A 23,651-nucleotide genomic window follows, 5' to 3' on the forward strand; every position below is an offset into this window, starting at 1 on the left:
CGCAATGTCAGAAGTATTAATCGAACGGCTGGTTGAATTTGCAGAGTCTGGAAATCAGCAAAAAATCATCATCAATGGAACCAGTTATCAAGGCTGGATCATGGAAATCACTGAAGATGCATTATTGATTAGTACAGGCTTTGCAGATAAAACAGGCAAAGACTTTTGGCTTAAATTTGCGGATTTAGACAGCGCTGAATTGTATTATTGGGATACACATGCTGATGAATGGCTGGTATTTAAAATTTAATTAAATCGATTAAAGCCGAGCAATGAATAACGATTATAGAGATGGCATGGATGCTACATCTCACCCTGAAAAACTTGCGAAGCTTTGACTACTTTTCAGATTATGTCTGAACAAAATTAAAATATATTTCAACTAAAGTGCATGATCATGTGGGCTGATGATAGAATCCAATAATGATTCAACAAGACATCACATAGATTCTTAAAAAAACCCATCAAAAACGAATTTCATAAAAAATAAGGAGTGGTTTCATGTCCCCTCAACGTTGTGGTTGGTGCTCTAACGATCCACTCTATATCGCTTATCATGATGAAGAATGGGGCAAAGCTGAGCATGATGAAGCCCGCTTATTTGAAATGCTCTGTCTCGAAGGACAACAGGCCGGCTTATCATGGATTACCGTACTGAAAAAACGTGAAAACTATCGCTCACATTTCTTCCAATTTCCGATTGCAGAAATCGCCGCACTGACAGATGATCAACTTGAAAACAAACTCAGCGATGCTGGTTTGATTCGTCATTTGGGCAAACTCAAAGCCATCCGAGACAATGCTATTGCTTGGCTCAAACTCAAAGATGAAGTTGATGATGTGGCATCTTGGCTATGGAGCTTTGTTGATCAGAAAATCTTAGAGAATGATGTCGTAAATTATCGCGAAGCCCCTGCACAAACTGAGATCAGTCAAATACTTTCCAAAACACTGAAAAAACGTGGTTTTAAGTTTGTTGGACCAACCACCTGCTATGCGTTTATGCAAGCTGTAGGTATGGTCAATGACCACGAAAATGACTGCCATTTTAAATAGTTTCTTTCAAATTTTCCTTCAATAGGAGTTGCTATGAGCAATAACCTCATTCGTGCTTATGCTGCAATGCAAGCAGGAGAACAACTGGTTCCTTACCAATTTGATGCAGGTGAATTACAAGCGCATCAAGTCGAAGTCAAAGTGGAATACTGTGGTCTGTGCCATTCCGACCTGTCTGTGATTAATAATGATTGGCGCTCTACAAGCTATCCTGCTGTTGCAGGGCATGAAATTATTGGCAGCATTGTTGCGCTTGGCTCAGAAGCCAAAGGACTCAAAATCGGTCAACGTGTCGGCATTGGCTGGACCGCGGAAAGTTGCCAAGCCTGCGATCCATGTATTGGCGGCAATCAAGTGCTATGTACAGGTGAAAATGTAGCGACCATCGTGGGACATGCTGGTGGATTTGCAGAGAAAGTCCGTGCAGGTTGGCAATGGGTCATTCCCCTGCCAGAGGATTTAGACCCTGAAAGTGCAGGACCATTACTTTGCGGTGGGATTACGGTTTTTGATCCTTTACTTAAGCATAAGATTCAAGCGACACATCATGTTGGAGTGATTGGTATCGGTGGCTTAGGTCATATCGCGATTAAATTACTCAAAGCGTGGGGCTGTGAAATTACTGCATTTAGCTCCAATCCTGATAAAACCGAAGAACTCAAAGCCATGGGCGCAGACCATGTGGTGAATAGCCGTGATGCGCAAGCGATCAAAGCCCAACGTGGTAAATTTGATTTATTACTTAGTACGGTAAATGTGACGCTGAACTGGCAAGCCTATCTCAATACACTTGCACCGAATGGCTGCCTACATTTCTTAGGGGTGACTTTAGAACCGATTCCTGTTTCCGTTGGAACGCTCATGAACGGGGCCAAATCAGTCACCTCTTCTCCAACAGGCTCCCCTTTGGCATTGCGTCAACTGCTACAGTTCGCAGCCCGTAAACAGATTGCACCGCAAATTGAGTTATTCCCAATGTCTCAACTCAATGACGCGATTGAGCGACTTCATTCAGGTCAAGCACGTTACCGCGTCGTGCTCAAAGCCGACTTTGACTAACTCAGAGCTGGTTTCAAGCTCTGTCTAACCCAATCCGCCAACTGTTGAATCGCTTGGCGGATTTCTTCTGTAAAGGCATGTCCTGCATTTAAGCGTAGATAATGTTGATAGCGCTGATCTTCACCAAATACCTCTCCAGGTACAATATTAATGCCCTTGCTTTGCGCTAAATAGTACAGCTCCAAACCTGTAATCGTGTTTGGCAATTGCATCCACAAAGCATAACCGCCTAGAGATTGGCTTAATGCAATTGGAATGCCTTGAAAGGTCTCTAGAATACAGGCACGATATTGTTCCACCTGCTGCATCAGCTTAGGTCTCAACTGATCTAAATGCTCGCGATAAGCACGACTATAAATAAAATCTGCCAACCCGAGCTGTAAAGGTGTATTCACCCCAATATTATTCGCCAAAAATTGAGGGCGTAGATGCTCAAGTTGTTGCCCCAAGCAAAACCAGCCGACACGGTAGGCACTGGATAAAGACTTCGATACCGAACCACACAAAATCACGTAGCCTTTTCGATCCCAGTGCCGAATCGGTAATGGACGTTCTTTTTGATAACTACATTCTGCATAAATATCATCTTCCAAAATAAAACATTGATACTGCTCAGCCAGCTCAGCAATCCGCTGTTTCTGTTGATTGCTCAAACAATAGCCCAATGGATTTTGAAAATTGGCGGTCAACAAGCATAGCTTGGCACTACCCTGCTGCATAAAGAATTCTAAGCGCTCTAAGTCAATACCACGATGATCCGCAGGAATTTCAATAATTTTGCGTTTCAATCCTGCAAGCAACTGCAACTGACCATTAAAAGTCGGCGTTGGAATCATGATGCTATCGCCTTCTTTGCTCATCTGTTGAATCAGTAAAGAAATCGCAGGCAAACAACCATTGCTAATAAAAATATCGTCGGCTGCGATGTACACCCCATCCTCACGCCAGTGGTCAGAGAGTGCCTGACGTAATTGCTCATGCCCCTGTTTATTGCAATACAAAAAGTCTTCAGGCTGACAATGCTTCAATGCTCGTTGCAAAGAACGGCGCAAACCATCGACAGGAATCAAATGCGGAGAAAGTTGAATCGCACCTAATGGGGTTAAATGACTTTGAATTGAGGCAGTCTGAATTTGATTCTGCAAATCCAAATTGGAAACTTGCCGAGCCATGGACTCAAATTGAGGGCTATCTGGAATGGGACTTTGATATTGTCTTGAACTGACAAAATAGCCAGATTTTGCTTTCACATAAATCAACCCTCTTGCTTCCAACAATTCATAGCATTGTTGTGCAGTGCTTAAACTCACTTTTTGCTGACGTGCAAATTCTCTTAAAGAACTCAACTTATGTTGCGGCTGTAATTCATGCTGATAAATTTTGTGTGCAAGCTGTTCTGCAAGGCGTTGATATTGAAAAGTCATTTTCTGTACTGCTTTTTTAAAAATTTCTGTATCTGTATTGGTTTATACAACACCATTAAGCTATAAAAATCAACTACAGGAGGATAAGGCAATGAAAAATAAACTCTTATTTATAGTATGTAGCATCCTATTTACGGGCTGCCAATTTACCGATCAGAATGCTTATCAACAGCAACAGGTCTGTAAAAGACTTGCTGAGGGGTATTTAACCACGCAAAACCAGCAGAGCTATGAGTTTTGGAAACTCGAACAAGCCGCGACCCATGAGCAACAAAGTACGCTCAAATTGACCTATAAAAAACCTAATGAAAATGGGCTGATTTTGTCGGGTGTATATTTGCCTACCATTGAACTTGAATGTACTTTAAAAAATCAGCAGATCATGGTTTCTGTCATCCAAGCCAAAGGTGTATTAGTTCCAGTCTTGAATGTACAACTTCAGAATGAGGCTATTGGCAAACCGAAAAGCCCTGACTTAATTGCTCAGTCAAAAACTCAATAAATAAACGGACACGCTTCGGCAGATGTTCTTGTTGATAATAAACCGCATGGATGCTTTGGTATGAATGCTCAATTTGATCCTCAAATAGCGCTTCTAAATGACCTTCTTTTAGGTCTTTCCATATCTCATATTCTGATAGCCGTGCGATTCCCTGCCCCCGCAAGCATAATTGTCGCACGGTCTCCCCGCTAGATGCCTTCATTTGAGCTTTTGCCAAGAAATACGCATGATCCACTTTAATCGGCCATGTATTGATATAGGCAGGGCGAGTAAAGCCAATCAGATCATGATCAGACAGTTGTTTTGGCTGATCTGGTCTGCCTTTACGTTTCAGATAGTCAGGGCTGGCAACAATATAGACTCGACTTTTACACACCAATTTGGCATGTAAACTTGAATCATGCAGTTCGCCGAAACGGAATGCCACATCGGTTTTATGTTCGAGTAAATCAATCACCAAATCATTGCTGTTTATTTCTATTTCAATATTGGGATAGCGTTGTCTAAATCCATGCATCAACGGCGCAATCACATGCAAGATAAAAGGCGTCGCGGAATCAATCCGTATCAAACCAGAAGTCGCTTGATCTGATCGTTGTAAAGCCTCTTCTGCGGCATTTAAGTCATTGAGTATTTTACGGGCATGATCGAGAAACTGCTGCCCTTCTTGGGTAAGTTTTAATTTACGCGTGGTTCGCTCGACTAAAGTCACTTCTAGTTTTGTTTCTAAACGACTTAACGAACGACTCAGCCCAGATGAGGTCTGCCCTAATTTTTCTGCGGCGGCAATAAAAGAACCCGTGTCCACAATACTAATAAAAGCAACCAATTCCTCTATTGTTGATTTCATTGCAACGCTCAATTGTTGATAATTAATCAACTATATTTTGCAAATTCCTCTATTTTTTAGCAACAATAATCGTCGCAAAATTGCACCTATGAACTGGATACGCTCAGTTGAGCAAAACAAGATAAGGTGAATAATATGCATATCCCAAAATTTGGTTTAGGTACTTTCCGTCTTAAAAATCAAGTGGTGATTGATTCTGTTAAAACGGCCTTGGATGTCGGCTATCGTGCGATTGATACCGCACAAATTTATGAAAATGAAGCCGAAGTCGGGCAAGCAATCGCTGAAAGTGGGGTTTCACGCCAAGATGTGTTCTTAACCACAAAAATCTGGGTCGATAATTTTGCAGAAGATAAACTTATTCCAAGTTTAAAAGAAAGCCTACAAAAGCTGCGCACTGATGCCGTTGATTTGACCTTGATTCATTGGCCTGCTCCGCGATTGGGTGTCTCTATTCCCACCGTGATGCAATTGCTTTTGGAAGCGAAGCAGAAAGGTTTAACCAAGCAGATTGGTATCTCAAATTTCAATATTGCCTTAACCCAGCAAGCAATTGAAAGCATTGGGGCAGAACACATTGCCACCAATCAAATTGAATTAAGCCCTTATTTACAGAACCAAAACTTGGTCAATTATCTGGCTGAACAAAACATTGATGTGACCTCATATATGACACTTGCCTATGGCAAAGTGCTAAATGATCCGATCCTACTTGAAATCGCCGCACGGCATCAGGCAACCACAGCACAAGTGACATTGGCTTGGGCATTACAACAGGGTTATGCGGTGATCCCATCTTCAACCAAACGTGAAAATCTGATTAGCAATTTGAAAGCACAACAACTACAGCTCAGTATTGAAGAAATGCGGATGATTGCACAACTTGAACGTAATGGCCGCGAGGTCAGTCCTGAAGCATTTGCGCCTGAATGGGATCAATAATATGAGCAGTCGCATTAATCTTCCTTTGCTGGCGCTGGCAATTGGTGCATTTGCGATTGGGACGACCGAGTTCTCGCCTATGGGACTATTGCCCAATATTGCCAACGATCTGGGCGTGTCCATCCCCAGTGCAGGCATGCTGATCACAGGTTATGCATTGGGCGTAATGCTTGGTGCGCCGATCATGACCTTGTGGTTCGGCGGCTTTGCTCGTCGTAATGCACTCATTCTATTGATGGCGATCTTTACCATCGGTAATCTGATCGCAGCGTTTGCTCCGAATTATATCAGCCTCATGGGCGCACGCCTGATCACCAGTCTGAATCACGGTGCATTCTTCGGCATTGGCTCCGTGGTTGCCGCCAGTGTCGTTCCAACACATAAACAGGCCAGTGCGGTTGCAACCATGTTCATGGGACTCACCATTGCCAATATCGGAGGTGTACCACTTGCGACGTGGGTGGGGCAAAATATCGGTTGGCGAATGTCTTTCCTTGCGATTTCTGTACTCGGCGTTATCACCATGTTATCGCTTTGGAAAGCCCTGCCTGTTGGCTCTGTTGGACAAAAACCCAATATAAAAATGGAACTCAGCGTGCTGATCCGCCTGCCAGTGATATTGGCATTGCTCACCACCGTGTTTGGGGCTTCAGCGATGTTTACCCTATATACCTATATCGCGCCAAGTCTAGTTGAGTTCACTCAAGCATCACCATTCTTTATCACCATGATGCTGGTCCTCATCGGGATTGGTTTCTCAGTGGGTAATCATTTCGGCGGTAAATTTGCTGATTTATCGATTGATAAGACCTTAATTGGCTTCTTGCTGTTATTGATCGTACTGATGCTCATTTTCCCGATCCTCGCACAAAGTCAGTTGGGTGCTGCGATTGGTTTGGTGGTTTGGGGTGCAGCAGCCTTTGCGATTGTTCCACCCTTACAAATGCGGGTAATGTCCGTTGCCCATGAAGCATCAGGACTCGCATCTTCAGTCAATATTGGCGCTTTTAATCTGGGCAATGCCATTGGTGCGGCCGCAGGTGGGATAGTACTTAGTCTCGGTTTAAACTATGCCGCGGTTTCCATGATCGGTGCGGTATTAGCAGGCATTGGTTTAATCTTGGTGTTCATTCAAATCAAACTCTCACGCAAACACAACGTCCAATATCATCAATGCCCTCAAGCTTAAATTAAAAAAATACCTGATTTAAATCATAAATCAGGTATTTTTTATTTCAACAAATCAGGTAATTTTGGTTGTTTATATAATGGATGATGCACTTCTTTTTTCATTTTCATCAGCATTTGATAAGGCTGTTGCTGTACAAACATATTGACAAAACTCAACGGAATCGCCCCTGCTGGATCAGCATAACCACTGGTGGAAACTTTGACCTTATTTTCCGCGACTTTCTGAAAAGTCCAATCACCCTCATAGCGGCTCAAGCGGATAATGTCAGGCTGTTCAGGATAATCATACTTAATCGCTTGATTCTTAATACTAATGCTACCATCCGCATTTTTACTCATTTTGCCTTTAATCACCACATCACGGTCTTTGAGGGGAAAGGGAAAATCCAGCACCATATACAGAATAAATTCACCTTTTTTCTCGTCACGAGACAACAGTTGTGCTTTGCCGACATAAGGTACCCATTTCGGTGTGCGCTCAACATCCAACACCACCGCCACCGCACGCTCTAGCGGTACGTCAAACGTGGTTTCAGCTTTATACTGAAACACAGGATTATTTTCTGTTTGATAGGTCCAAACCTTAATATCATTGCGATGTAGGCTAAGTTTTGCAGTTTCTGCTGTCGCACTTACAACTACGCTGGTGATACTCAGTAGCGCAGCAAGAACAATCTGTTTTTTATTCATGTCATGCTCAATTGTTTTAATGATGGTGAGAACTTGCTGAACTTTGGTCTGGATGCAAAGCTCAACAAGCTCTTTTTATAGTGCAAAAAAGTAAAATTTTATACTTGAATATCGTTAAAACCTAAAACATCTTTCATGTCATATTTACGTGCTTCACGTCCCACCACCCATGCAGCAGCACGCACAGCACCAGAAGCAAAGTTCATACGATTGGTGGCTTTGTGCGTCACTTCAACACGCTCACCTTCACCAATAAACATCACTGTGTGTTCACCCACGATATCCCCACCACGAATGGTTTCAAAGCCAATGGTTTGACGATCACGTGGACCGGTATAACCTTCACGACCATAGACCGCAACTTCTTTTAAGTTACGTCCTAAGGTATCTGCAATTGCCTCACCCATCATAAATGCAGTACCAGAAGGCGCATCGACTTTATGGCGATGATGCGCTTCAATAATCTCGATATCGACCGTATCACCAAACACTTGAGCCGCCAATTCCAATAGTTTAATTGAAACGTTGACCCCAACGGAGTAGTTGGCTGCGTACACAACAGGTGTTTGTGTCGCTGATTCGTCTAAAAATGCCTTCTGTTCATCTGACATGCCCGTAGTGCCAATCACCATCGCAACGCCTGCTTCACGACATAATTTGAGATGCTGTTCAGTTGCCACAGGTGCGGTAAAGTCGATCACCACGTCACAATCTTTTAAAACTTCATTCAAACTTCCCACCACCTTGACACCGATGCTGCCCACACCTGCAAGCTCACCTGCATCCGCACCGACCAAGCTGCTTTCAGGACGCTCAACTGCGGCTGCAAGTTGGTAGCCTGCTTGTTGCACAGCTTGAATCAGAATACGCCCCATGCGTCCGCCTGCACCCAAGATTCCTATGCGTGGAGAAGTTGACATAATTTTTCCCAAAGTTTGTGTTTCATGTTTCGTACTATAACCTGAGTTCAATATAAAATCTCGTCTGAAATATGATACTCAATAACGTCATCCACAACCTGCATGGTTTCAGAAAGATGGATGGTTATGTACGATTGATAGATCTAGATAAATGCTAGAAGTGAACAGGTTTTGTGGATGACAATGGTTTTGCCTACTTTTGCCGAAACAAAAGTAGGTCGAGCCGAAGGCTTATCCTAAAATAGGATGAGAACTCGGCACGACTCCGTTAAGCCTATACAGCCTCATAAGTAAGAAATCAGCAGATATCTTTTGTATAGGCAATTTATTACTTTTGAAGGATCAAAAGTAAACAAAAATCCTCTGTTTGGCTGATGGTACTTCCCTGATACCACAGCCAAACGGGCGGCATCCATGCCGCCAGCACAATAGTAAATGCTGGTTATAATTTCTTATAAATCAAAGAACCTTGAGTTCCTAAAAAATTCCCACAAAAAAACCTGCCGAAGCAGGTTTTTTCTGTTGATGTCGATTAATCAAATAGACGATCAAAGAATGATTTTTTCTTTGGAGAAGAAGTACTGTCTTCACCATCAAAAGAAATCTGTAATTCTTTTAACAACTCACGCTGACGGCTGGTTAAGTTCACAGGCGTTTCAATCACAATACGGCACAGTAAATCACCTTGCATACTGCTGCGCACTGGACGGACACCTTTGCCACGTAAACGGAACATTTTACCCGTTTGCGTACCTTCAGGAATTTTTAGGCTGACACGACCATCAAGGGTTGGGATCTCAAGCTCTTTACCCAAAGCAGCATCCGCAATACTGACAGGAACATCCATATACAGATCAGCGCCATCACGTTGGAAAATTTCGTGTTCACGCACCACAACTTCAACGTACAAATCACCTGATTGACCATCACGAATGGCTTCACCTTTACCGGTTAAGCGTACGCGATCACCATTGTCCACCCCGGCAGGAATGGTCACTTCTAAGGTCTGCTGACGATCAGCAACACCTGAACCATGACATGCATGACACGGATTTTTAATGATTTTACCTTGACCACGACAGGTGCTACAGGTTTGCTGAACAGAGAAGAAACCCTGCTGCATACGCACTTGACCTGCACCGTGACAGGTACGGCACGTTTCTACATCATTCGGGTTTTTAGACCCTTTTCCATCACAGACATCACAAGGGGCTGGCGCAGTAAAGGTAATGGTCTTTTTAATCCCCTTAACAGCTTCCTCAAGCGTGAGTTCCATGACATAGCGAAGGTCTGAACCACGACGTTGACGCTGTTGTTGACGACCACCGCCACCAAAAGCACCACCAAAGATATCGCCAAACTGGCTAAAAATATCCTCCGCGCTAAATCCGCCGAAACCACCGCCACCGCCGCCGAAACCGCCTTCGAAAGCGCTATGTCCAGCACGATCATACATGCTGCGCTTTTCACTATCGGAAAGCACTTCATAAGCTTCAGAGGCTTCTTTAAATTTGTCTTCTGCTTCAGGGTTGTCTGGATTACGGTCTGGGTGATACTTCATCGCCAACTTACGATAGGCTTTTTTGATCTCATCATCACCTGCGGTTTTCGAAACGCCTAAAACCTCATAATAATCACGTTTAGCCATGGTTGGCGGTGCTCCTCACGGAATTAATTCAATTTCTACAAACAAATAGGCTCTGCTGGCATTTTATTTATAAAAGCCAACAGAGCCTTAATAGGGGCTGTACGATATTTTTACAAGGTCTAATACAATAAAAAAAAGACAAAATTAGAAAACAGCTTTATTTTTAAAGTACTTAGCAACACCTTTTAGCCATGCATTCAACAAAAACAACCATGCAATCAGACTAAATACCACACCTGTGACCGTTGTCGCTGTGACCCAGAGCGTGCTATCCCACGCAACAAAGAACAGTGGGATAAACCATAGCGCTGCAAATAAGGCCATGAGAATAAATAACAGCACATTACGCATAATCCAAAGTGCGTGCGCATGTATCCACACCTCAGCATTATCCACAACTGCAACTTTTCGCGCTAATACATATGCAAAAGCAGCAAATACGATTGTAAATAATGCAAGAAACATGAACACGTAAGAAATCGCCACGTATCGGCGATGCTGCTCAATATTACCTTGCCCCATGCGCTATATCACCTCATTCATCACATTTTGCCAAATCAGCCATGCAATGGAATTCCATTATTTTTTTGGTCTTAAATATAGATGCTACTATATTGAAATTTTCAATATTTCGCACCTCTATTCACAAAATAATTATGTTAGATCTGCTGTTTTCTTGACCTTAAACCACGCTGCGTACAGTGCAGGTAAGAAAAACAAGGTCAGTAGAGTCGCAACAATCAATCCGCCCATAATCGCAACCGCCATTGGACCAAAGAAAATACTGCGGGATAAAGGAATCATCGCCAACACCGCAGCCATTGCAGTGAGGACAATTGGGCGAAAACGACGCATGGTCGCGCCAATAATGGCATCCCATGCAGCGTGCCCTGCTTGTATGTCTTGCTCAATTTGATCAATCAAAATCAACGAATTTCGCATGATCATTCCAGAAAGTGCAATCGTACCGAGCATCGCAACGAAACCAAACGGTTTGTTGAACAATAATAGAAAAGCCACTACCCCGATCAAACCCAACGGTGCGGTTAATAAGACAATCGTTGCTCTAGACATGCTGCGTAACTGAATCATCAATAGCGTCATGACCACTGCCAAAAATAACGGCATACCCGCGTTGACGGAACTTTGACCTCGTGCTGACTCTTCTATCGTTCCACCGACCTCGAGCAGATAGCCACTTGGCAACTCTGCACGTATCGCTTGCATCGGATCAGCCAATTGTTGAACCACAGTTGCAGGTTGTAACTGGGTTCGAATATCAGCCCGTACCGTAATGGTTGGCAGGCGGTTACGATGCCAAATTAAACCTTCTTCAAAACGTGATTCAATTTGCGCGATTTGCGCCAATGGCACAGTCGTACCATTGCTGGTTGGAACCGATAAACTGGCCAAAGAAGCCACTTCTGCACGCTCGGTTTGATCACCACGCAAACGGATCTCAATCAATTCTCGTTTTTCACGATATTGATTCATGACTGTACCCGTTATCGAAGCATTCAAGAAATTGGCCAAATCAACACTAGAAACGCCCAATTGCCGTGCACGATCTTGGTCAATTTCAATCGCAATGATTTTGCTTGGCTCGCCCCAATCCAAATGCACATTGGTGGTATTTGGATCTTCACTCACAACTTTAGAAACCTGCTGTGCCCATTGACGTACTGTGCCCAAATCTTCACCCGAGATACGGTATTGCAATGGATAGCCTACTGGCGGACCATTTTCCAATAAAGAAACACGCGTCCGTACCTGCGGCAATAAGGCTTTAATTTGTGTCTCTAAAGAACGGCGAATCTCATCCCGATCATCTAAAGAGGAAGCCAATACCACAAATTGGGCAAAGCTTGCTTGTGGCAACTGTTGGTCTAATGGTAGATAAAAGCGTGGCGACCCTGTGCCAACATAGGCCACATAATTATCAATCCCGTCTTGTTTGGATAGGAATTGTTCCACCTTTTGCACAGCTTGTTCAGTTGCCGTCAGTGACGCACCTTCTTCCAGTTTTAAATCCACCAAAATTTCCGCACGGTTTGACGGCGGGAAGAACTGTTGAGGGACCAGTTTAAACATCATCACCGACAGCACAAAAATCCCAACGGTAATGGCGATCACCGTCTTACGATAGGTAATACAGATTTCGACCACATGGCGGAAAGACTGATAAAACTTGGTCTGGTATGGATCATGCTGCCCTGCATGGGCCTGTACCACAGGTGCAGGTTGTTTGCGCAATCTCGCCCATAAGCGTAGATACCATGCCGCTTTTTGCTGTTGCTTGCTAAAATCGGGCAGTAATTTTTCACCCAAGTAGGGCACAAATAAAACCGCTGCAATCCATGACACTACCAAGGCAATGGTCACCACTTGGAAAATGGAGCGCGTGTATTCGCCCGTACCTGATTGCGCTGTCGCAATCGGTAAGAAACCTGCTGCGGTAATCAGTGTTCCTGTCAGCATTGGAAAAGCTGTGCTTTGCCATGCAAAGCCTGCGGCTTTGAGCCGACTGTAGCCCTGCTCCATTTTAATCGCCATCATTTCAACCGCGATAATGGCATCATCCACCAACAGCCCCAATGCAAGAATTAATGCACCAAGCGAAATCTTATGTAACCCAACATCAAATAAAGACATTCCTGCAAAAGTCATCGCAAGAACTAAAGGAATCGACAGTGCAACCACTAAACCCGTACGGAAACCTAAGGAAAAGAAACTGACCAATAAAACGATAATCACCGCTTCAGCCAACACTTTTAAAAACTCTTGAATACTGCGTTGCACCGCCACGGGTTGGTCTGACACTTTTTGCAGTTTCATACCCAAAGGCAGGCTTTTTTGTAGCTGGTTAAATTCAGTTTCTAGGTTTTTACCCAGTGCGATAATATCGCCGCCTTTACGCATCGAGACCGCAATCCCAATGCCATTTTCACCCATAAAGCGCATTCTTGGCTGAGCAGGTTCGCTGAAACCGCGGTAAACATCTGCCACATCGCCCAATTGAATGGTTTTATCACCCACTAACAGCGGCATTTTTTTCAAATCTTCGACGCTGTGTAAATGTCCACTGACGCGAAGTTGGATACGATCTGTGCCTGTTTCAAAAAAACCAGCACTGGCCATGTCATTTTGTTTTTGAATCGCTTCTTGAATCGCAGTGACAGGAACACCGAGTTGTACGGCTTTGGTATTGGACAGTTCAATCCAAATGCGTTGATCTTGTAAGCCGACCAAATTGACTTTGCTCACATCCTTGACCCGTTGCAATTGCAGTTGCAAACGGTCGGCATACTCTTTCATGACGGCATAATCAAAATCTTTGCCTGTCAGCACATAGATATTGCCGAAGGTATCACCGAACTCATCATTGAAAAAAGGACCTTGCACACCACTAGGCAGTTCTGAGCGAATGTCATTGACCTTCTTGCGCACGTTATACCAGACATCAGGAATTTGACTCGATGGCAGGCTGTCCTTCGCCACGAAAGTCACCAAAGACTCTCCAGGGCGTGAATAGGCCATAATGCGGTCATATTGACCCGTGGTCATCAATTCTTTTTCAATCCGATCTGTGACCAGTGTCGAGACTTCTTTGGCGGTTGCCCCAGGCCAGAAGGTTTGTACCACCATCACTTTAAAGGTAAACGGTGGATCTTCACTTTGCGCCAGCTTGGAATAAGACATCACGCCGACAATGCCCAATAGCAGCATAAAGTACAGCACAATCCCTTTATTGTTTAAGGCCCATTCCGAAAGGTTAAATTTCATGATTAACCTCCCGCTTTGATGCTAACTTCGCGATTTTCACGATCAATCGGATGAATTTTTTGCTGATCACGCAACAAATGTACGCCGCCAACCACCACCCAATCGGTTGCTTTTAAACCAGACAAAATCGGCACACTGTCACGTCCATAAGTACCTAAAGTGACAGGAACTTTACGTAAGGTTTGATTGGCATTGACCACCCATAAATAGGCTTGCTGATCTGTCGCGGTGACACTCGACAACGGCACACTCAAAACATTGCTGTCCTGACTGACAAAAAATACGCGGGCGCTTTGTCCAAGCTGAATACTAGACTGACCTTCTAACAGTGAAACTTTGACGGTAAATGTCCGTGATTGAGCTGCTGCAGGTGAAACTTCACGAACTTTTGCAGCAAAACGAGCTTCTGGCTGAGACCATAAAGTTACCCAAACCGCCTGACCGACTTTGATGCCACTCACCGCCTGTTCTGGTACACCAAAAACCACCTCACGCTCGCCATCAATCGCCAACTGATAGGCCGCCTGTCCTGCGGCGACCACTTGTCCCGTTTCAATTTGACGCTCGGTAATGACTCCGTTTTTATTAGAAATGAGCTGGTTATATCCCGTTTGATTGGCGGAAACTTGGTAATTCGAGCGTGCTTGTTGCAAATTTGCTTGTGCAGATTCGTGTTGATTTTTTACCGCATCGAATTGTGAGCGACTGACGGCATTGACAGGCAACAGTTGCTGATAACGTTGATATTCTTCAGCGGCAATTTTAGCTGCTGCCTGTGCACTTTCCAATTGTGCCTTGGCTGCGTTCATTTGCAATTGCGCATCTTTTACATCGAGTTTTGCTAAGACTTGCCCAACCTTGACTCGATCACCCACATCGACATAACGCTCCGTTACCTGTCCCCCAACGCGGAATGCCAATGCTGTTTGTTGTTTTGCCTGTACATCACCTGCATAGCTTTTTTGATCGGTGTGATTACGACTCGGTTGGGTCACCATGACATAAGGAATTTCCTCCGTCTTGGGAACTTCTTTTTGGCATGCTGATAAAGTGACACTGCTGAGGACAAGCAACCCCACAATTACATGATTTAGCAGATTCATCTCTGTTTCGCTCTTATTCAAATTGATTTTTTAAGGCACAATAAAGTCTATTGACAGCAACCATCATAAATTGTTTAATTTTTAATTAATATACCCATGAGTACACTAATTAAAAATTAAATCTAGTGTTTTGATTTTGAATTAAATTAAAAGAGAACATAACGTGCAAATCAGCAGCGGCCGCCCCAAAGATTTAGAGAAAAGAGCCAAAATATTACAGGCTGCGAAATCTATTTTTTTAAAATTGGGCTATCACGCAGCCAATATGAATCAAATCGCCAAAGAAGCTGGAGTGACAAAACTCACGGTATATAACCACTTCCAAGATAAAGCCAACTTGTTTATTTGTGCGATTGAGGAAACCTGCGAAGAATCGATTTGCGCCAAAGAATTTGTACTCACAGCTGAAACCAATTTTGAGCAAGCGCTGTATTTAATGTGTCACCGTGCTTTAAGTATTATTTATTTACCTGAAGCACTGAAACTTGATCGGGTTCTGTTTGAACTTGCTGCTGAGCAGAGTCCATTAACACAACAATTTTTTGATGCCTCACATACTCGGATGTGCAATGTCTGGTGTGATTTCTTTCAGCAAGCCATTGCGCTTAAATTCATTCAAGCAGACGAGCCGCTTGCGCAAACAGAATTAATCTTGTCACTGATGTTAGGTACACGTCACCATCGAGTTTTATTGGGCTTAGACGCAGTGCCCTCAATCACTGAAATCGATCAGACCATTCAGCAAGCAATCGCACTTTTTTTGCTTAAATATCAAGCTAAAATTTAGAGAATTTTCACATTTCTTTGCATTCTGCACTTGGATTGTCTCTCAATCACGCTATAGTCGAATAGTCAGTGGTGCTGTTGTATGCCACTGGTACTTTCGACATGCGCCATATACGGCACAAGATTTTTTAGACAATAACAAGCGATGGTTGAGGGAGAAATAGCATGGTTCAGCAAATTACTGCTCCATTACGTGAAGATGTCCGCTTATTAGGCAATTTGCTTGGCGAAACCTTAAAGCAACATGCTGGGCAAGAATTGTTTAATCAAGTTGAGCAAATTCGTACCCTCGCCAAAGACGCACGTGATGGTCAAATCAAAGCAGAAAAACAGCTTGAACAATTGTTTCTCAACTTAAAAGACGAAGAAATTTTGCCGCTGACGCGCGCATTTTCTCATTTTCTCAACTTTGCCAATATCGCTGAACAATATCACGTAGTACGCAGCCGTCGTCAGGCTGAGTTTGATGAGCACGCCCCAAATCCAAATCCACTCTCGCATTTATTTGAAAAATTCAACGCCAAAAAGATCAGTCCACAACAACTGTTCCAACAAATTTGTGATTTAAAAATTGAATTGGTCCTTACCGCTCATCCGACCGAAATCAGCCGTCGTACCTTGATTCAAAAATATGATGATATTACTGATTGTTTGTCCCAGCTGGATCAACAGAAGCTAACACCAAGAGAACGCCAACACAGCGTTGCCACCCTCAAACAACTGGTTAGTTCCGCTTGGCAAACTGATGAGATTCGCCAGCACCGCCCAACTCCTGTGGATGAAGCAAAATGGGGCTTTGCCACCATTGAGCAGAGCTTATGGAATGCTGTACCAAAATTTGTGCGTGAACTGAATGAATTGACACAACAGCATTGCGAACAGTCTTTACCGATGACCATTGCACCGATCCGCTTTGCCTCATGGATGGGGGGTGACCGTGATGGCAATCCCAACGTCACCCATCAAGTGACTCAAGAAGTGCTGTGGTTATCGCGTTGGCAGGCGGCTGATTTATATCTGCGTGATATTGAAAATCTGCGTTGGGAACTGTCGATTCAAAGCTGTTCAGCAGAATTGAGCCAAGCTTTGGGTTATGAACATCCTGAACCATATCGTGAATATTTACGCAGTACCCGCGAACGCTTAAAAGCAACCCGTTATTGGTTGGCGCAACGCCTACAAGGTCAAGAGGCGGATGATAGTAATATCATCAAAACCACAGAGGAATTACTCGCACCTTTACTGCTGTGTTATCGCTCGCTGATGGACAGCAACTTAGCTGAAATCGCCAATGGACAATTGCTTGATTTCATCTATCGGGTCAACTGTTTTGGGATTGAACTGCTCAAACTGGATATTCGTCAGGAATCAGGACGACATCGCCAAGCGATTTCAGCCATTACTGAATATTTAGGCTTAGGCAATTTTGAATCTTGGACCGAACAAGCACGGCAGAATTTTTTAATTCAGGAATTACAAAGCAAACGACCATTATTGCCTAAATTTTTAGATGAACCCGAAGGCAGCCTGATTCAGCATCCCGATGTACTCGAAGTCTTTGCCACCATGCGTACCTTGGCAGAACAGCCGAGTGAGAGTTTGGGTGCCTATATCATTTCAATGGCAGAATACCCAAGCGATGTACTGGCGGTTTTACTTTTGCAAAAAGAAGCAGGCATACAACAAGCTTTAAGGGTGGTGCCATTATTTGAAACGCTCAAGGACTTGGACGGCGCAGCCAAAACCATGAACACCTTATTCAATATGGATTGGTACAAACAGCACATCCAAGGCAAACATGAAGTGATGATTGGCTATTCGGATTCTGCCAAAGATGCAGGGTTTATGTCAGCCAATTGGGCGCAGTATCGTGCACAAGAAGAACTGACTGCTATTGCGAAAAAACATGGTGTGCAACTGACCTTATTCCATGGTCGTGGTGGCTCGATCAGTCGTGGTGGTGCGCCAACCCAACAAGCTTTATTTTCTCAGCCACCAGGGTCAATCTCAGGGGCAATTCGAGTCACCGAACAAGGTGAAATGATTCGATTTAAATTCGGATTGGAAGGGATCGCTCTACAAAACTTAGAGATTTATACCGCTGCGACACTTGAAGCAACCTTGTTGCCACCACCTGAACCAAAGCAGGAATGGCGTGCTTTGATGAATCAAATGACAGATTTATCAGTACAGGTCTATCGTCAAACCGTGCGTGAAAATCCAAATTTTGTCCGTTATCTACGTACCGTCACCCCAGAACTAGAGTTGCAAATGTTGCCACTGGGTTCTCGTCCAGCGAAACGTAAAGTCACTGGTGGGATTGAATCGTTACGTGCGATTCCGTGGGTATTTGCATGGACACAGATTCGCTTGATGTTACCTGCATGGCTTGGAACGGGTACGGCGATTAATCAAGTACACGAGCAACATAAAAACACACTGGATGAGATGCTGGAGCAATGGCCTTATTTCCAAACCTTAATTGATATGTTGGAAATGGTGTTGTCGAAATCCGATGCGGATATTGCACTGTACTATGAATCACACCTCACCCAAGATCAGGACTTAAAAGTATTGGGTGTTGAACTACGTCAACGATTACAAAATGCAGTCGATACCTTACTCAGCCTGAGAGGTGAATCAAAACTGTTGAGTAATAATGAAGTGCTGGATCAATCGATGCAGGTGCGTAAACCCTATTTACTGCCGCTGCATCTATTACAAGCCGAATTGATGAAACGTCGTCGTGCATATTTGACTGAACATCAAACCGAACATAGCCCTGTCGATCATGCTTTAATGGTCAGTATCGCGGGAATCGCTGCGGGCTTGCGCAACACGGGCTAATAGGTCATTTTCCTCAGCGCCATCAACAGAGACCACTGCTGTTGATGGCTCAATTGGCAAAATATGCCATTTTTTATAAAATTTTAGAAAAAAAATTCAAATATTATTTTGAAAATAAGATGCTTAACTTTTCAAACAATTTAGCCAAAATAAACAATAAATCCGATAAGTTATTTTGAAGTGTATTTTACCAAAAGGTAAAAATATGAATAGATAAAGTGTTCGCCCCAAGATTCTTAAAACATTATAGGTGAAAGCACGATTTAAGACAGAGTATCATACGCGCTGATATCTCCTTATGAGTCTAATTTATGTCAAGTTGGTTCCCAAAATGGCAGCCGTATCAGGGCAAGATTGATCATCGCCCTGTTGCGACCAATGAATATTTACCGCCCTTACAAAGTGCGGTGTTAGGGGTTCAGCACGCATTTGCCATGTTTGGTGCGACGGTACTAGCGCCGTTGCTGATGGGCTTTAGTCCTAACCTTGCCATTTTAATGTCAGGGATTTGTACCATCCTGTTCTTCCTGATGACAGGTGGTCGTGTTCCCAGTTATTTGGGTTCGAGTTTCGCCTTTATTGGCGTAGTTGCGGCCGCAACTGGACATATCACAGGCTCGGGAGCGAATCCCAATTTATCGGTCGCTTTGGGCGGTATTATCGCCTGTGGGGTACTGTATACCTTGATTGGTTTAGCCGTCATGTTGACCGGGACACGCTGGATCGAAAAATTGATGCCGCCTGTGGTGACAGGGGCTGTGGTGATGATTATTGGTTTAAACCTTGCACCGATTACCATTAAAAGTGTGGCAGGTCAGCCTTTTGAGATGTGGATGGCATTGATCACCGTACTGTGTATGGGTCTGATCGCCGTTTTCACCAAAGGTTTATTACAGCGTTTATTACTTTTGGTTGGTTTATTGATGGCCTATGCCATTTATGCCATTGCAACCAATGGTTTAGGTCTCGGCAAAGCCATTGATTTCTCGCAAATTGCTGCTGCACCTTGGTTTGGTATCCCAAGCTTCTCAAATCCGACCTTTGACCTCAACGCCATGCTGATTATTGCTCCAGTTGCCCTGATTTTAGTGGCAGAAAATCTCGGGCATATCAAAGCCGTTGGTGCGATGACGGGTGAAAACCTGACGCCTTATTTGGGCAAAGCATTTGTGGCTGATGGTGTTGCCACGACCTTATCAGGCAGTGTTGGTGCACCAGGCATGACCACATACGGTGAAAATATTGGTGTGATGGCCGTCACGCGTGTGTATTCAACCATCGTGTTTGTGATCGCGGGGGTATTTGCGATTTTCTTGGGACTTTCACCTAAGTTTGGTGCGGTGATCAGTACCATTCCAACCGCAGTGCTCACTGGTGCTTCGATTGTGGTATTTGGTTTGATTACCATCGCAGGAGCGAAGATCTGGATCGAAAATAAGGTCGATTTTTCGAATAATAAAAACCTGATCGTTGCCTCCGTGACCATCATTCTCGGGGCAGGTAACTTTGAATTGCTGTTTGGAGATTTCAACTTGGGTGGTATTGGTACCGCGACCTTTGCTGCGATTTTATTAAATTTGCTTTTTAGTTTAAAAGATAAAAACTAACCCCGAATCAAGGCAGCGCACTCGCTGCCTTTTTTATGCTGATCTTGATCCGCCATCTCCTTTTTTACCGTATTTTTAGTATGATGACTGTTTACACTTCAATGTGTTCAGCTCATGCGTTTTGATTTTTTTGATTTACAACTGCTTCTTCATATTGTGGCAACAGGTAGCCTAACCCAAGGTGCAGATCGTGCTGCCATTTCTTTACAAGCAGCCAGTGAACGGATAAAAAAACTAGAGCAATACTTTGAAACACCGTTATTTATTCGACACAATGCAGGTGTCGAACTGACCACGGCAGGTCATGCTTTGGTGGAACATGCCAAAAAACTCAACGCACAAAAAAATAAACTTGAACAAGACATGCAACGCTTTCGTCAGAAAAGCGCCGAGTCATTGATTCTGTGGTGTAACTCCTCTGCGCAGAGTGAATATCTTCCAGCCTTATTACCCCAATACTTGATGCATTATCCGCATATCAATATTGACTTACACGAAGCGGAAAGCTCAGAAATTGTAGATGCACTCACTAAAGGCATCGCTCGATTAGGCTTGGTTTCAAGCTTTTTTGACACTCGTCATTTACATACTCAGGATTTTGCTAGCGATCCCTTGGTACTGATCTGCCCAGATTCGCATGTGCTGACCCAGCAGGCACAACTCAACTTAGTCGATGCCTTGGCGTATGACTTTATTGGTCTCATGCCACACCATTCACTACAACAGTCTATTGAAACTCAAGCCAAACTATTAGGCTTCAACATCCACTACCGCTTGCGTTTACCGAATTTTGCCGCGATTGCAGAAGTGGTCGCAAAAGGGGTCGGTGTTGCGATTATGCCTGCACGTGCAGCTCAACGTTTACAAGGTATTTATCATTTTCAAGCGATTCAACTACTGGGCGCTTGGGCCAATCGTAAGCTTCTACTTGCCAGTCAAGACTTTGAGCAACTTCCGCAAAGCTATCAAGACTTTTCACAATTCCTTTTAGTACATAAACCACAGGATTAGCACAGCATCTTAATGCGCGATCATATAGCTGCCCAATGCCAATAATCCCATAAAGAACAACTGACGGAATTTCTGCTCATTCAATTGGTAACGCACTTTTTTTCCGAACCACATGCCGATCAAAGCTGCGACCAATGCCACCGAAGACCATCGATAGTCTAAAGCCCCACCTGTAGTCGGGTGATAATGTAAAAAGATCGCCAAACAAATCGTGGAAACGGTAAAGGTCAGCCCTAAAGCCTGTACCAGTTCATCACGTTTTAAATGTAAAGACTGCAAATACGGCACGATGGGAATAATAATAACCCCTGTCGCGACGGTGACTGCACCGCCGATATAACCAATGAACGGAGAAAGCCAACGCTCATGCCCTGCCAGATCAGGTAGCTTTTTGGCACATAAACCATAGAGTCCATAAATTGCCAACATACTGCCCAATAAAATCTCACTGCTCTGTCCTTGACTCTGGTTCAAGGTGGGCAAAAAGCTCCAAATAGAGCCGAGGATGATGCCCAATAACAAAGACCAGAAACGACAGATAAATGACCAGACCTGACCTTCAGCAAAAAGCTGCCAAATATTGGTCACCATAGAGGGTACGATCAAAAGTGAGGCCGCCTGAAATGGACTCATTGCGATGGTGAGTAATCCCATCGACACCGCAGGCAAACCCAAACCGATCATGCCCTTTATCATGCCAGCGAATGCAAATACTGCCGTTACAATAATCAAAAAGGTCATGATCTATCTCCGCATTCATATACAGCTATGCTACGGAAATAATTGAAATCGCGTATTCTTGTTTTTAGGAGCATGGCTCAATTATACGTTGAGGCCAAATACTTAAGTGTAGCTCCTCCACGCTTAATTTTTCTCTGTTGGACGCTAAGCCTTCTAGCCTTCTAAACTGTCATTCTTATATTTTTCTTCCAACACATTACTGATAATACTTTCAATCATCCAAACACGGTATAAGCTATTAAACACGTAACTTTGCCCATCAATACGTAACTCTAAAACGGGAAAATCAGGTTGATGCTTCTGCTGACACAATTCATCATTTTGTTGTAATAAAGCCTCAATATCTTGTTCGGTAATGCACTCAATTTCTAAACGCTTTTGCATGCGCTGGAAATGTGCTTTAAAAGAAAGGTCTTTACCACGTGTCCACACGCCTTCCAAAATCTGATGAATGCAATCGACCTGTTGTTCTTCTGCCACACTATAGAACAGCTTTGCCATTTCATAGCTGGCTTCTTTGGTTGGACGGCAAAACGGGGTGAATGCCACTTCCGTCCGCTTTGAAACACGGGTTGCCAGTCCCCAATCAAACCAATCTCGACCTTGATAGCTTAACGGGTAGACTTTGAGCTGAATATTATAATAATCAGCAAGTTCTGCTTTAATATAATCCAACAACAACCAACTCATCGGGTCTTCAAGCGCAATATAGAGATCTAACTCTGGATGTAAGGCTTGCACTTCTGCCAATGCTTCACCATCGTTGATCAAATGCTCACGCCACTCGATGTGATTAATCAGAAAAATAGGCGTTCCCGTCAATAATTTTTGTTGTTTTAAACGGCGCGTTAAACGCAATAAATCATCAACGGCTTGATACTTGCGTTCACTAAACTCGAAATAACTAGCTGAAACAGGCACATCCTGAAACATTCGTTCAGGAAAATCTTGTGGGGTTTGGTGTTGTTTCGCCATCGCATATAAGGTGCGTAATTTTCCATATTGCTGTTGCCATAACATATGGAAAACATCTTCCAGCAAATGTAAAAAATTTTGTTCTCGTAAAGGCGTATTTCTTAGAATGGTTTCAGCTTGTTGTAATGCTTCTGGACTTGGAATTTCTGGGGTTTCGTCAAAGCCAAAACGGTGCTGTTTGGCTAAAATCTTGGCATCATTGAGACAGTATCGTTGCCAATCTTGTGCAGACATGCCATTGGGCGGTTCAGCATCTTGTTTTGAAATAATGACTTTTAACGGTTTAAGCTCATCGCTCAAAATCTCATTAAGCTGAGCCAACTGTTGTACCGCAAGATAGCTATACACATCATCTAAACGTAGATAAATACTTAAACCCTGTTCCGTGGGTAATACCGCCTGACGAGAAGGTTTCTGATAAAACCAGCTCGATCGGATGGGATCAAACCAACGACGTAACAAAGACATGTCGATTGCCTCTTGATAGAAATCTCCCCCTAACCCCTCTTTAAAAAA

20 protein-coding genes are annotated in these 23,651 nt (G+C 43.6%); 10 read left to right on the forward strand and 10 right to left on the reverse strand.

Annotated features, from left to right (window positions below):
* Window positions 1-4: 4 nt before the first annotated feature.
* The 3 genes from J2Y37_RS14175 to J2Y37_RS14185 all read left to right on the forward strand — a co-directional run bounded on the left by J2Y37_RS14175 (window position 5) and on the right by J2Y37_RS14185 (window position 2,115).
* A complete protein-coding gene (locus tag J2Y37_RS14175) occupies window positions 5-250 on the forward strand; it encodes a hypothetical protein (RefSeq protein ID WP_004673616.1) in 246 nt (81 codons plus the stop codon).
* A gap of 251 nt (window positions 251-501) precedes the next feature.
* Window positions 502-1,056, forward strand: a complete 555-nt coding sequence (locus tag J2Y37_RS14180; RefSeq protein ID WP_349033227.1) for a DNA-3-methyladenine glycosylase I — start codon at window positions 502-504, stop codon at window positions 1,054-1,056.
* A gap of 33 nt (window positions 1,057-1,089) precedes the next feature.
* Window positions 1,090-2,115, forward strand: a complete 1,026-nt coding sequence (locus tag J2Y37_RS14185; RefSeq protein ID WP_349033228.1) for an NAD(P)-dependent alcohol dehydrogenase — start codon at window positions 1,090-1,092, stop codon at window positions 2,113-2,115.
* Here the strand turns inward: J2Y37_RS14185 and J2Y37_RS14190 are convergent.
* Window positions 2,112-3,539 (reverse strand): PLP-dependent aminotransferase family protein, encoded by a 1,428-nt coding sequence (locus J2Y37_RS14190; RefSeq protein WP_349033229.1) that lies wholly within the window; start codon window positions 3,537-3,539, stop codon window positions 2,112-2,114. The genes J2Y37_RS14185 and J2Y37_RS14190 overlap by 4 nt on opposite strands.
* 91 nt (window positions 3,540-3,630) lie before the next feature.
* Here J2Y37_RS14190 and J2Y37_RS14195 point away from each other — a divergent pair, with 91 nt between their 5' ends.
* Window positions 3,631-4,041, forward strand: a complete 411-nt coding sequence (locus J2Y37_RS14195) for a hypothetical protein (protein ID WP_349033230.1) — start codon at window positions 3,631-3,633, stop codon at window positions 4,039-4,041.
* Here J2Y37_RS14195 and J2Y37_RS14200 read toward each other — a convergent pair.
* Window positions 3,989-4,891, reverse strand: coding sequence for a LysR substrate-binding domain-containing protein (locus tag J2Y37_RS14200; protein WP_349033231.1), 903 nt, complete (start codon window positions 4,889-4,891; stop codon window positions 3,989-3,991). The genes J2Y37_RS14195 and J2Y37_RS14200 overlap by 53 nt on opposite strands.
* Window positions 4,892-5,026: 135 nt before the next feature.
* On the opposite strand from J2Y37_RS14200, the gene dkgB reads away from it, so the two are divergent.
* Both dkgB and J2Y37_RS14210 read left to right on the forward strand, forming a co-directional pair.
* Entirely contained in the window at window positions 5,027-5,833 is an 807-nt protein-coding gene (gene dkgB / locus J2Y37_RS14205; protein ID WP_349033232.1) for a 2,5-didehydrogluconate reductase DkgB, read from the forward strand.
* Window position 5,834: 1 nt separating this feature from the next.
* Window positions 5,835-7,022 (forward strand): MFS transporter, encoded by a 1,188-nt coding sequence (locus J2Y37_RS14210; protein WP_349033233.1) that lies wholly within the window; start codon window positions 5,835-5,837, stop codon window positions 7,020-7,022.
* A gap of 41 nt (window positions 7,023-7,063) precedes the next feature.
* On the opposite strand, the gene J2Y37_RS14215 is transcribed toward J2Y37_RS14210, so the two are convergent.
* The 6 genes from J2Y37_RS14215 to J2Y37_RS14240 all read right to left on the reverse strand — a co-directional run bounded on the left by J2Y37_RS14215 (window position 7,064) and on the right by J2Y37_RS14240 (window position 15,168).
* Window positions 7,064-7,714 carry an START domain-containing protein gene (locus tag J2Y37_RS14215; RefSeq protein WP_004673632.1) on the reverse strand — a complete coding sequence of 217 codons (651 nt, stop codon included), beginning with the start codon at window positions 7,712-7,714 and terminating at the stop codon, window positions 7,064-7,066.
* Between the two features lie 98 nt (window positions 7,715-7,812).
* Window positions 7,813-8,634, reverse strand: a complete 822-nt coding sequence (dapB, locus tag J2Y37_RS14220) for a 4-hydroxy-tetrahydrodipicolinate reductase (RefSeq protein ID WP_005194172.1) — start codon at window positions 8,632-8,634, stop codon at window positions 7,813-7,815.
* A gap of 532 nt (window positions 8,635-9,166) precedes the next feature.
* The gene (gene dnaJ, locus J2Y37_RS14225) at window positions 9,167-10,282 is read right to left on the reverse strand and encodes a molecular chaperone DnaJ (protein ID WP_004673636.1); all 1,116 of its coding nucleotides are present in this window, start codon (window positions 10,280-10,282) and stop codon (window positions 9,167-9,169) included.
* 144 nt (window positions 10,283-10,426) lie between these two features.
* Window positions 10,427-10,804: a hypothetical protein gene (locus J2Y37_RS14230; RefSeq protein WP_004673637.1), complete on the reverse strand. Its 378-nt coding sequence runs from the start codon at window positions 10,802-10,804 to the stop codon at window positions 10,427-10,429.
* Between the two features lie 132 nt (window positions 10,805-10,936).
* Window positions 10,937-14,065, reverse strand: a complete 3,129-nt coding sequence (locus J2Y37_RS14235) for an efflux RND transporter permease subunit (protein ID WP_349033234.1) — start codon at window positions 14,063-14,065, stop codon at window positions 10,937-10,939.
* Window positions 14,066-14,067: 2 nt separating this feature from the next.
* Complete coding sequence (locus J2Y37_RS14240; protein ID WP_241323465.1) at window positions 14,068-15,168, reverse strand: efflux RND transporter periplasmic adaptor subunit; 1,101 nt, start codon at window positions 15,166-15,168, stop codon at window positions 14,068-14,070.
* Between the two features lie 163 nt (window positions 15,169-15,331).
* Here J2Y37_RS14240 and J2Y37_RS14245 point away from each other — a divergent pair, with 163 nt between their 5' ends.
* From J2Y37_RS14245 to J2Y37_RS14260, 4 genes are all read left to right on the forward strand, one after another.
* Window positions 15,332-15,955 carry a TetR/AcrR family transcriptional regulator gene (locus J2Y37_RS14245; protein ID WP_349033235.1) on the forward strand — a complete coding sequence of 208 codons (624 nt, stop codon included), beginning with the start codon at window positions 15,332-15,334 and terminating at the stop codon, window positions 15,953-15,955.
* Between the two features lie 164 nt (window positions 15,956-16,119).
* Window positions 16,120-18,801 (forward strand): phosphoenolpyruvate carboxylase, encoded by a 2,682-nt coding sequence (gene ppc / locus J2Y37_RS14250; RefSeq protein ID WP_349033236.1) that lies wholly within the window; start codon window positions 16,120-16,122, stop codon window positions 18,799-18,801.
* A gap of 311 nt (window positions 18,802-19,112) precedes the next feature.
* Window positions 19,113-20,408 (forward strand): solute carrier family 23 protein, encoded by a 1,296-nt coding sequence (locus J2Y37_RS14255; RefSeq protein WP_349033237.1) that lies wholly within the window; start codon window positions 19,113-19,115, stop codon window positions 20,406-20,408.
* A 114-nt stretch (window positions 20,409-20,522) separates the two neighbouring features.
* Window positions 20,523-21,419, forward strand: a complete 897-nt coding sequence (locus J2Y37_RS14260; RefSeq protein WP_349033238.1) for a LysR family transcriptional regulator — start codon at window positions 20,523-20,525, stop codon at window positions 21,417-21,419.
* 9 nt (window positions 21,420-21,428) lie between these two features.
* On the opposite strand, the gene J2Y37_RS14265 is transcribed toward J2Y37_RS14260, so the two are convergent.
* Entirely contained in the window at window positions 21,429-22,160 is a 732-nt protein-coding gene (locus J2Y37_RS14265) for a sulfite exporter TauE/SafE family protein (protein ID WP_349033239.1), read from the reverse strand.
* A 153-nt stretch (window positions 22,161-22,313) separates the two neighbouring features.
* Window positions 22,314-23,603, reverse strand: coding sequence for a hypothetical protein (locus J2Y37_RS14270; RefSeq protein ID WP_349033240.1), 1,290 nt, complete (start codon window positions 23,601-23,603; stop codon window positions 22,314-22,316).
* Between the last annotated feature and the right edge of the window lie 48 nt (window positions 23,604-23,651).

The sequence above is a fragment of the Acinetobacter sp. 3657 genome, from assembly GCF_031456775.1.
GTDB lineage: Bacteria > Pseudomonadota > Gammaproteobacteria > Pseudomonadales > Moraxellaceae > Acinetobacter.

What these genes read in the sequence shown, in the direction of transcription:
- J2Y37_RS14175 (WP_004673616.1), top strand. Translation starts at nt 5, where the DNA reads ATGTCAGAAGTATTAATCGAACGGCTGGTTGAATTTGCAGAGTCTGGA.
- J2Y37_RS14180 (WP_349033227.1), top strand. Translation starts at nt 502, where the DNA reads ATGTCCCCTCAACGTTGTGGTTGGTGCTCTAACGATCCACTCTATATC.
- J2Y37_RS14185 (WP_349033228.1), top strand. Translation starts at nt 1,090, where the DNA reads ATGAGCAATAACCTCATTCGTGCTTATGCTGCAATGCAAGCAGGAGAA.
- J2Y37_RS14190 (WP_349033229.1), bottom strand. Translation starts at nt 3,539, where the DNA reads ATGACTTTTCAATATCAACGCCTTGCAGAACAGCTTGCACACAAAATT.
- J2Y37_RS14195 (WP_349033230.1), top strand. Translation starts at nt 3,631, where the DNA reads ATGAAAAATAAACTCTTATTTATAGTATGTAGCATCCTATTTACGGGC.
- J2Y37_RS14200 (WP_349033231.1), bottom strand. Translation starts at nt 4,891, where the DNA reads ATGAAATCAACAATAGAGGAATTGGTTGCTTTTATTAGTATTGTGGAC.
- dkgB (WP_349033232.1), top strand. Translation starts at nt 5,027, where the DNA reads ATGCATATCCCAAAATTTGGTTTAGGTACTTTCCGTCTTAAAAATCAA.
- J2Y37_RS14210 (WP_349033233.1), top strand. Translation starts at nt 5,835, where the DNA reads ATGAGCAGTCGCATTAATCTTCCTTTGCTGGCGCTGGCAATTGGTGCA.
- J2Y37_RS14215 (WP_004673632.1), bottom strand. Translation starts at nt 7,714, where the DNA reads ATGAATAAAAAACAGATTGTTCTTGCTGCGCTACTGAGTATCACCAGC.
- dapB (WP_005194172.1), bottom strand. Translation starts at nt 8,634, where the DNA reads ATGTCAACTTCTCCACGCATAGGAATCTTGGGTGCAGGCGGACGCATG.
- dnaJ (WP_004673636.1), bottom strand. Translation starts at nt 10,282, where the DNA reads ATGGCTAAACGTGATTATTATGAGGTTTTAGGCGTTTCGAAAACCGCA.
- J2Y37_RS14230 (WP_004673637.1), bottom strand. Translation starts at nt 10,804, where the DNA reads ATGGGGCAAGGTAATATTGAGCAGCATCGCCGATACGTGGCGATTTCT.
- J2Y37_RS14235 (WP_349033234.1), bottom strand. Translation starts at nt 14,065, where the DNA reads ATGAAATTTAACCTTTCGGAATGGGCCTTAAACAATAAAGGGATTGTG.
- J2Y37_RS14240 (WP_241323465.1), bottom strand. Translation starts at nt 15,168, where the DNA reads ATGAATCTGCTAAATCATGTAATTGTGGGGTTGCTTGTCCTCAGCAGT.
- ppc (WP_349033236.1), top strand. Translation starts at nt 16,120, where the DNA reads ATGGTTCAGCAAATTACTGCTCCATTACGTGAAGATGTCCGCTTATTA.
- J2Y37_RS14255 (WP_349033237.1), top strand. Translation starts at nt 19,113, where the DNA reads ATGTCAAGTTGGTTCCCAAAATGGCAGCCGTATCAGGGCAAGATTGAT.
- J2Y37_RS14260 (WP_349033238.1), top strand. Translation starts at nt 20,523, where the DNA reads ATGCGTTTTGATTTTTTTGATTTACAACTGCTTCTTCATATTGTGGCA.
- J2Y37_RS14265 (WP_349033239.1), bottom strand. Translation starts at nt 22,160, where the DNA reads ATGACCTTTTTGATTATTGTAACGGCAGTATTTGCATTCGCTGGCATG.
- J2Y37_RS14270 (WP_349033240.1), bottom strand. Translation starts at nt 23,603, where the DNA reads ATGTCTTTGTTACGTCGTTGGTTTGATCCCATCCGATCGAGCTGGTTT.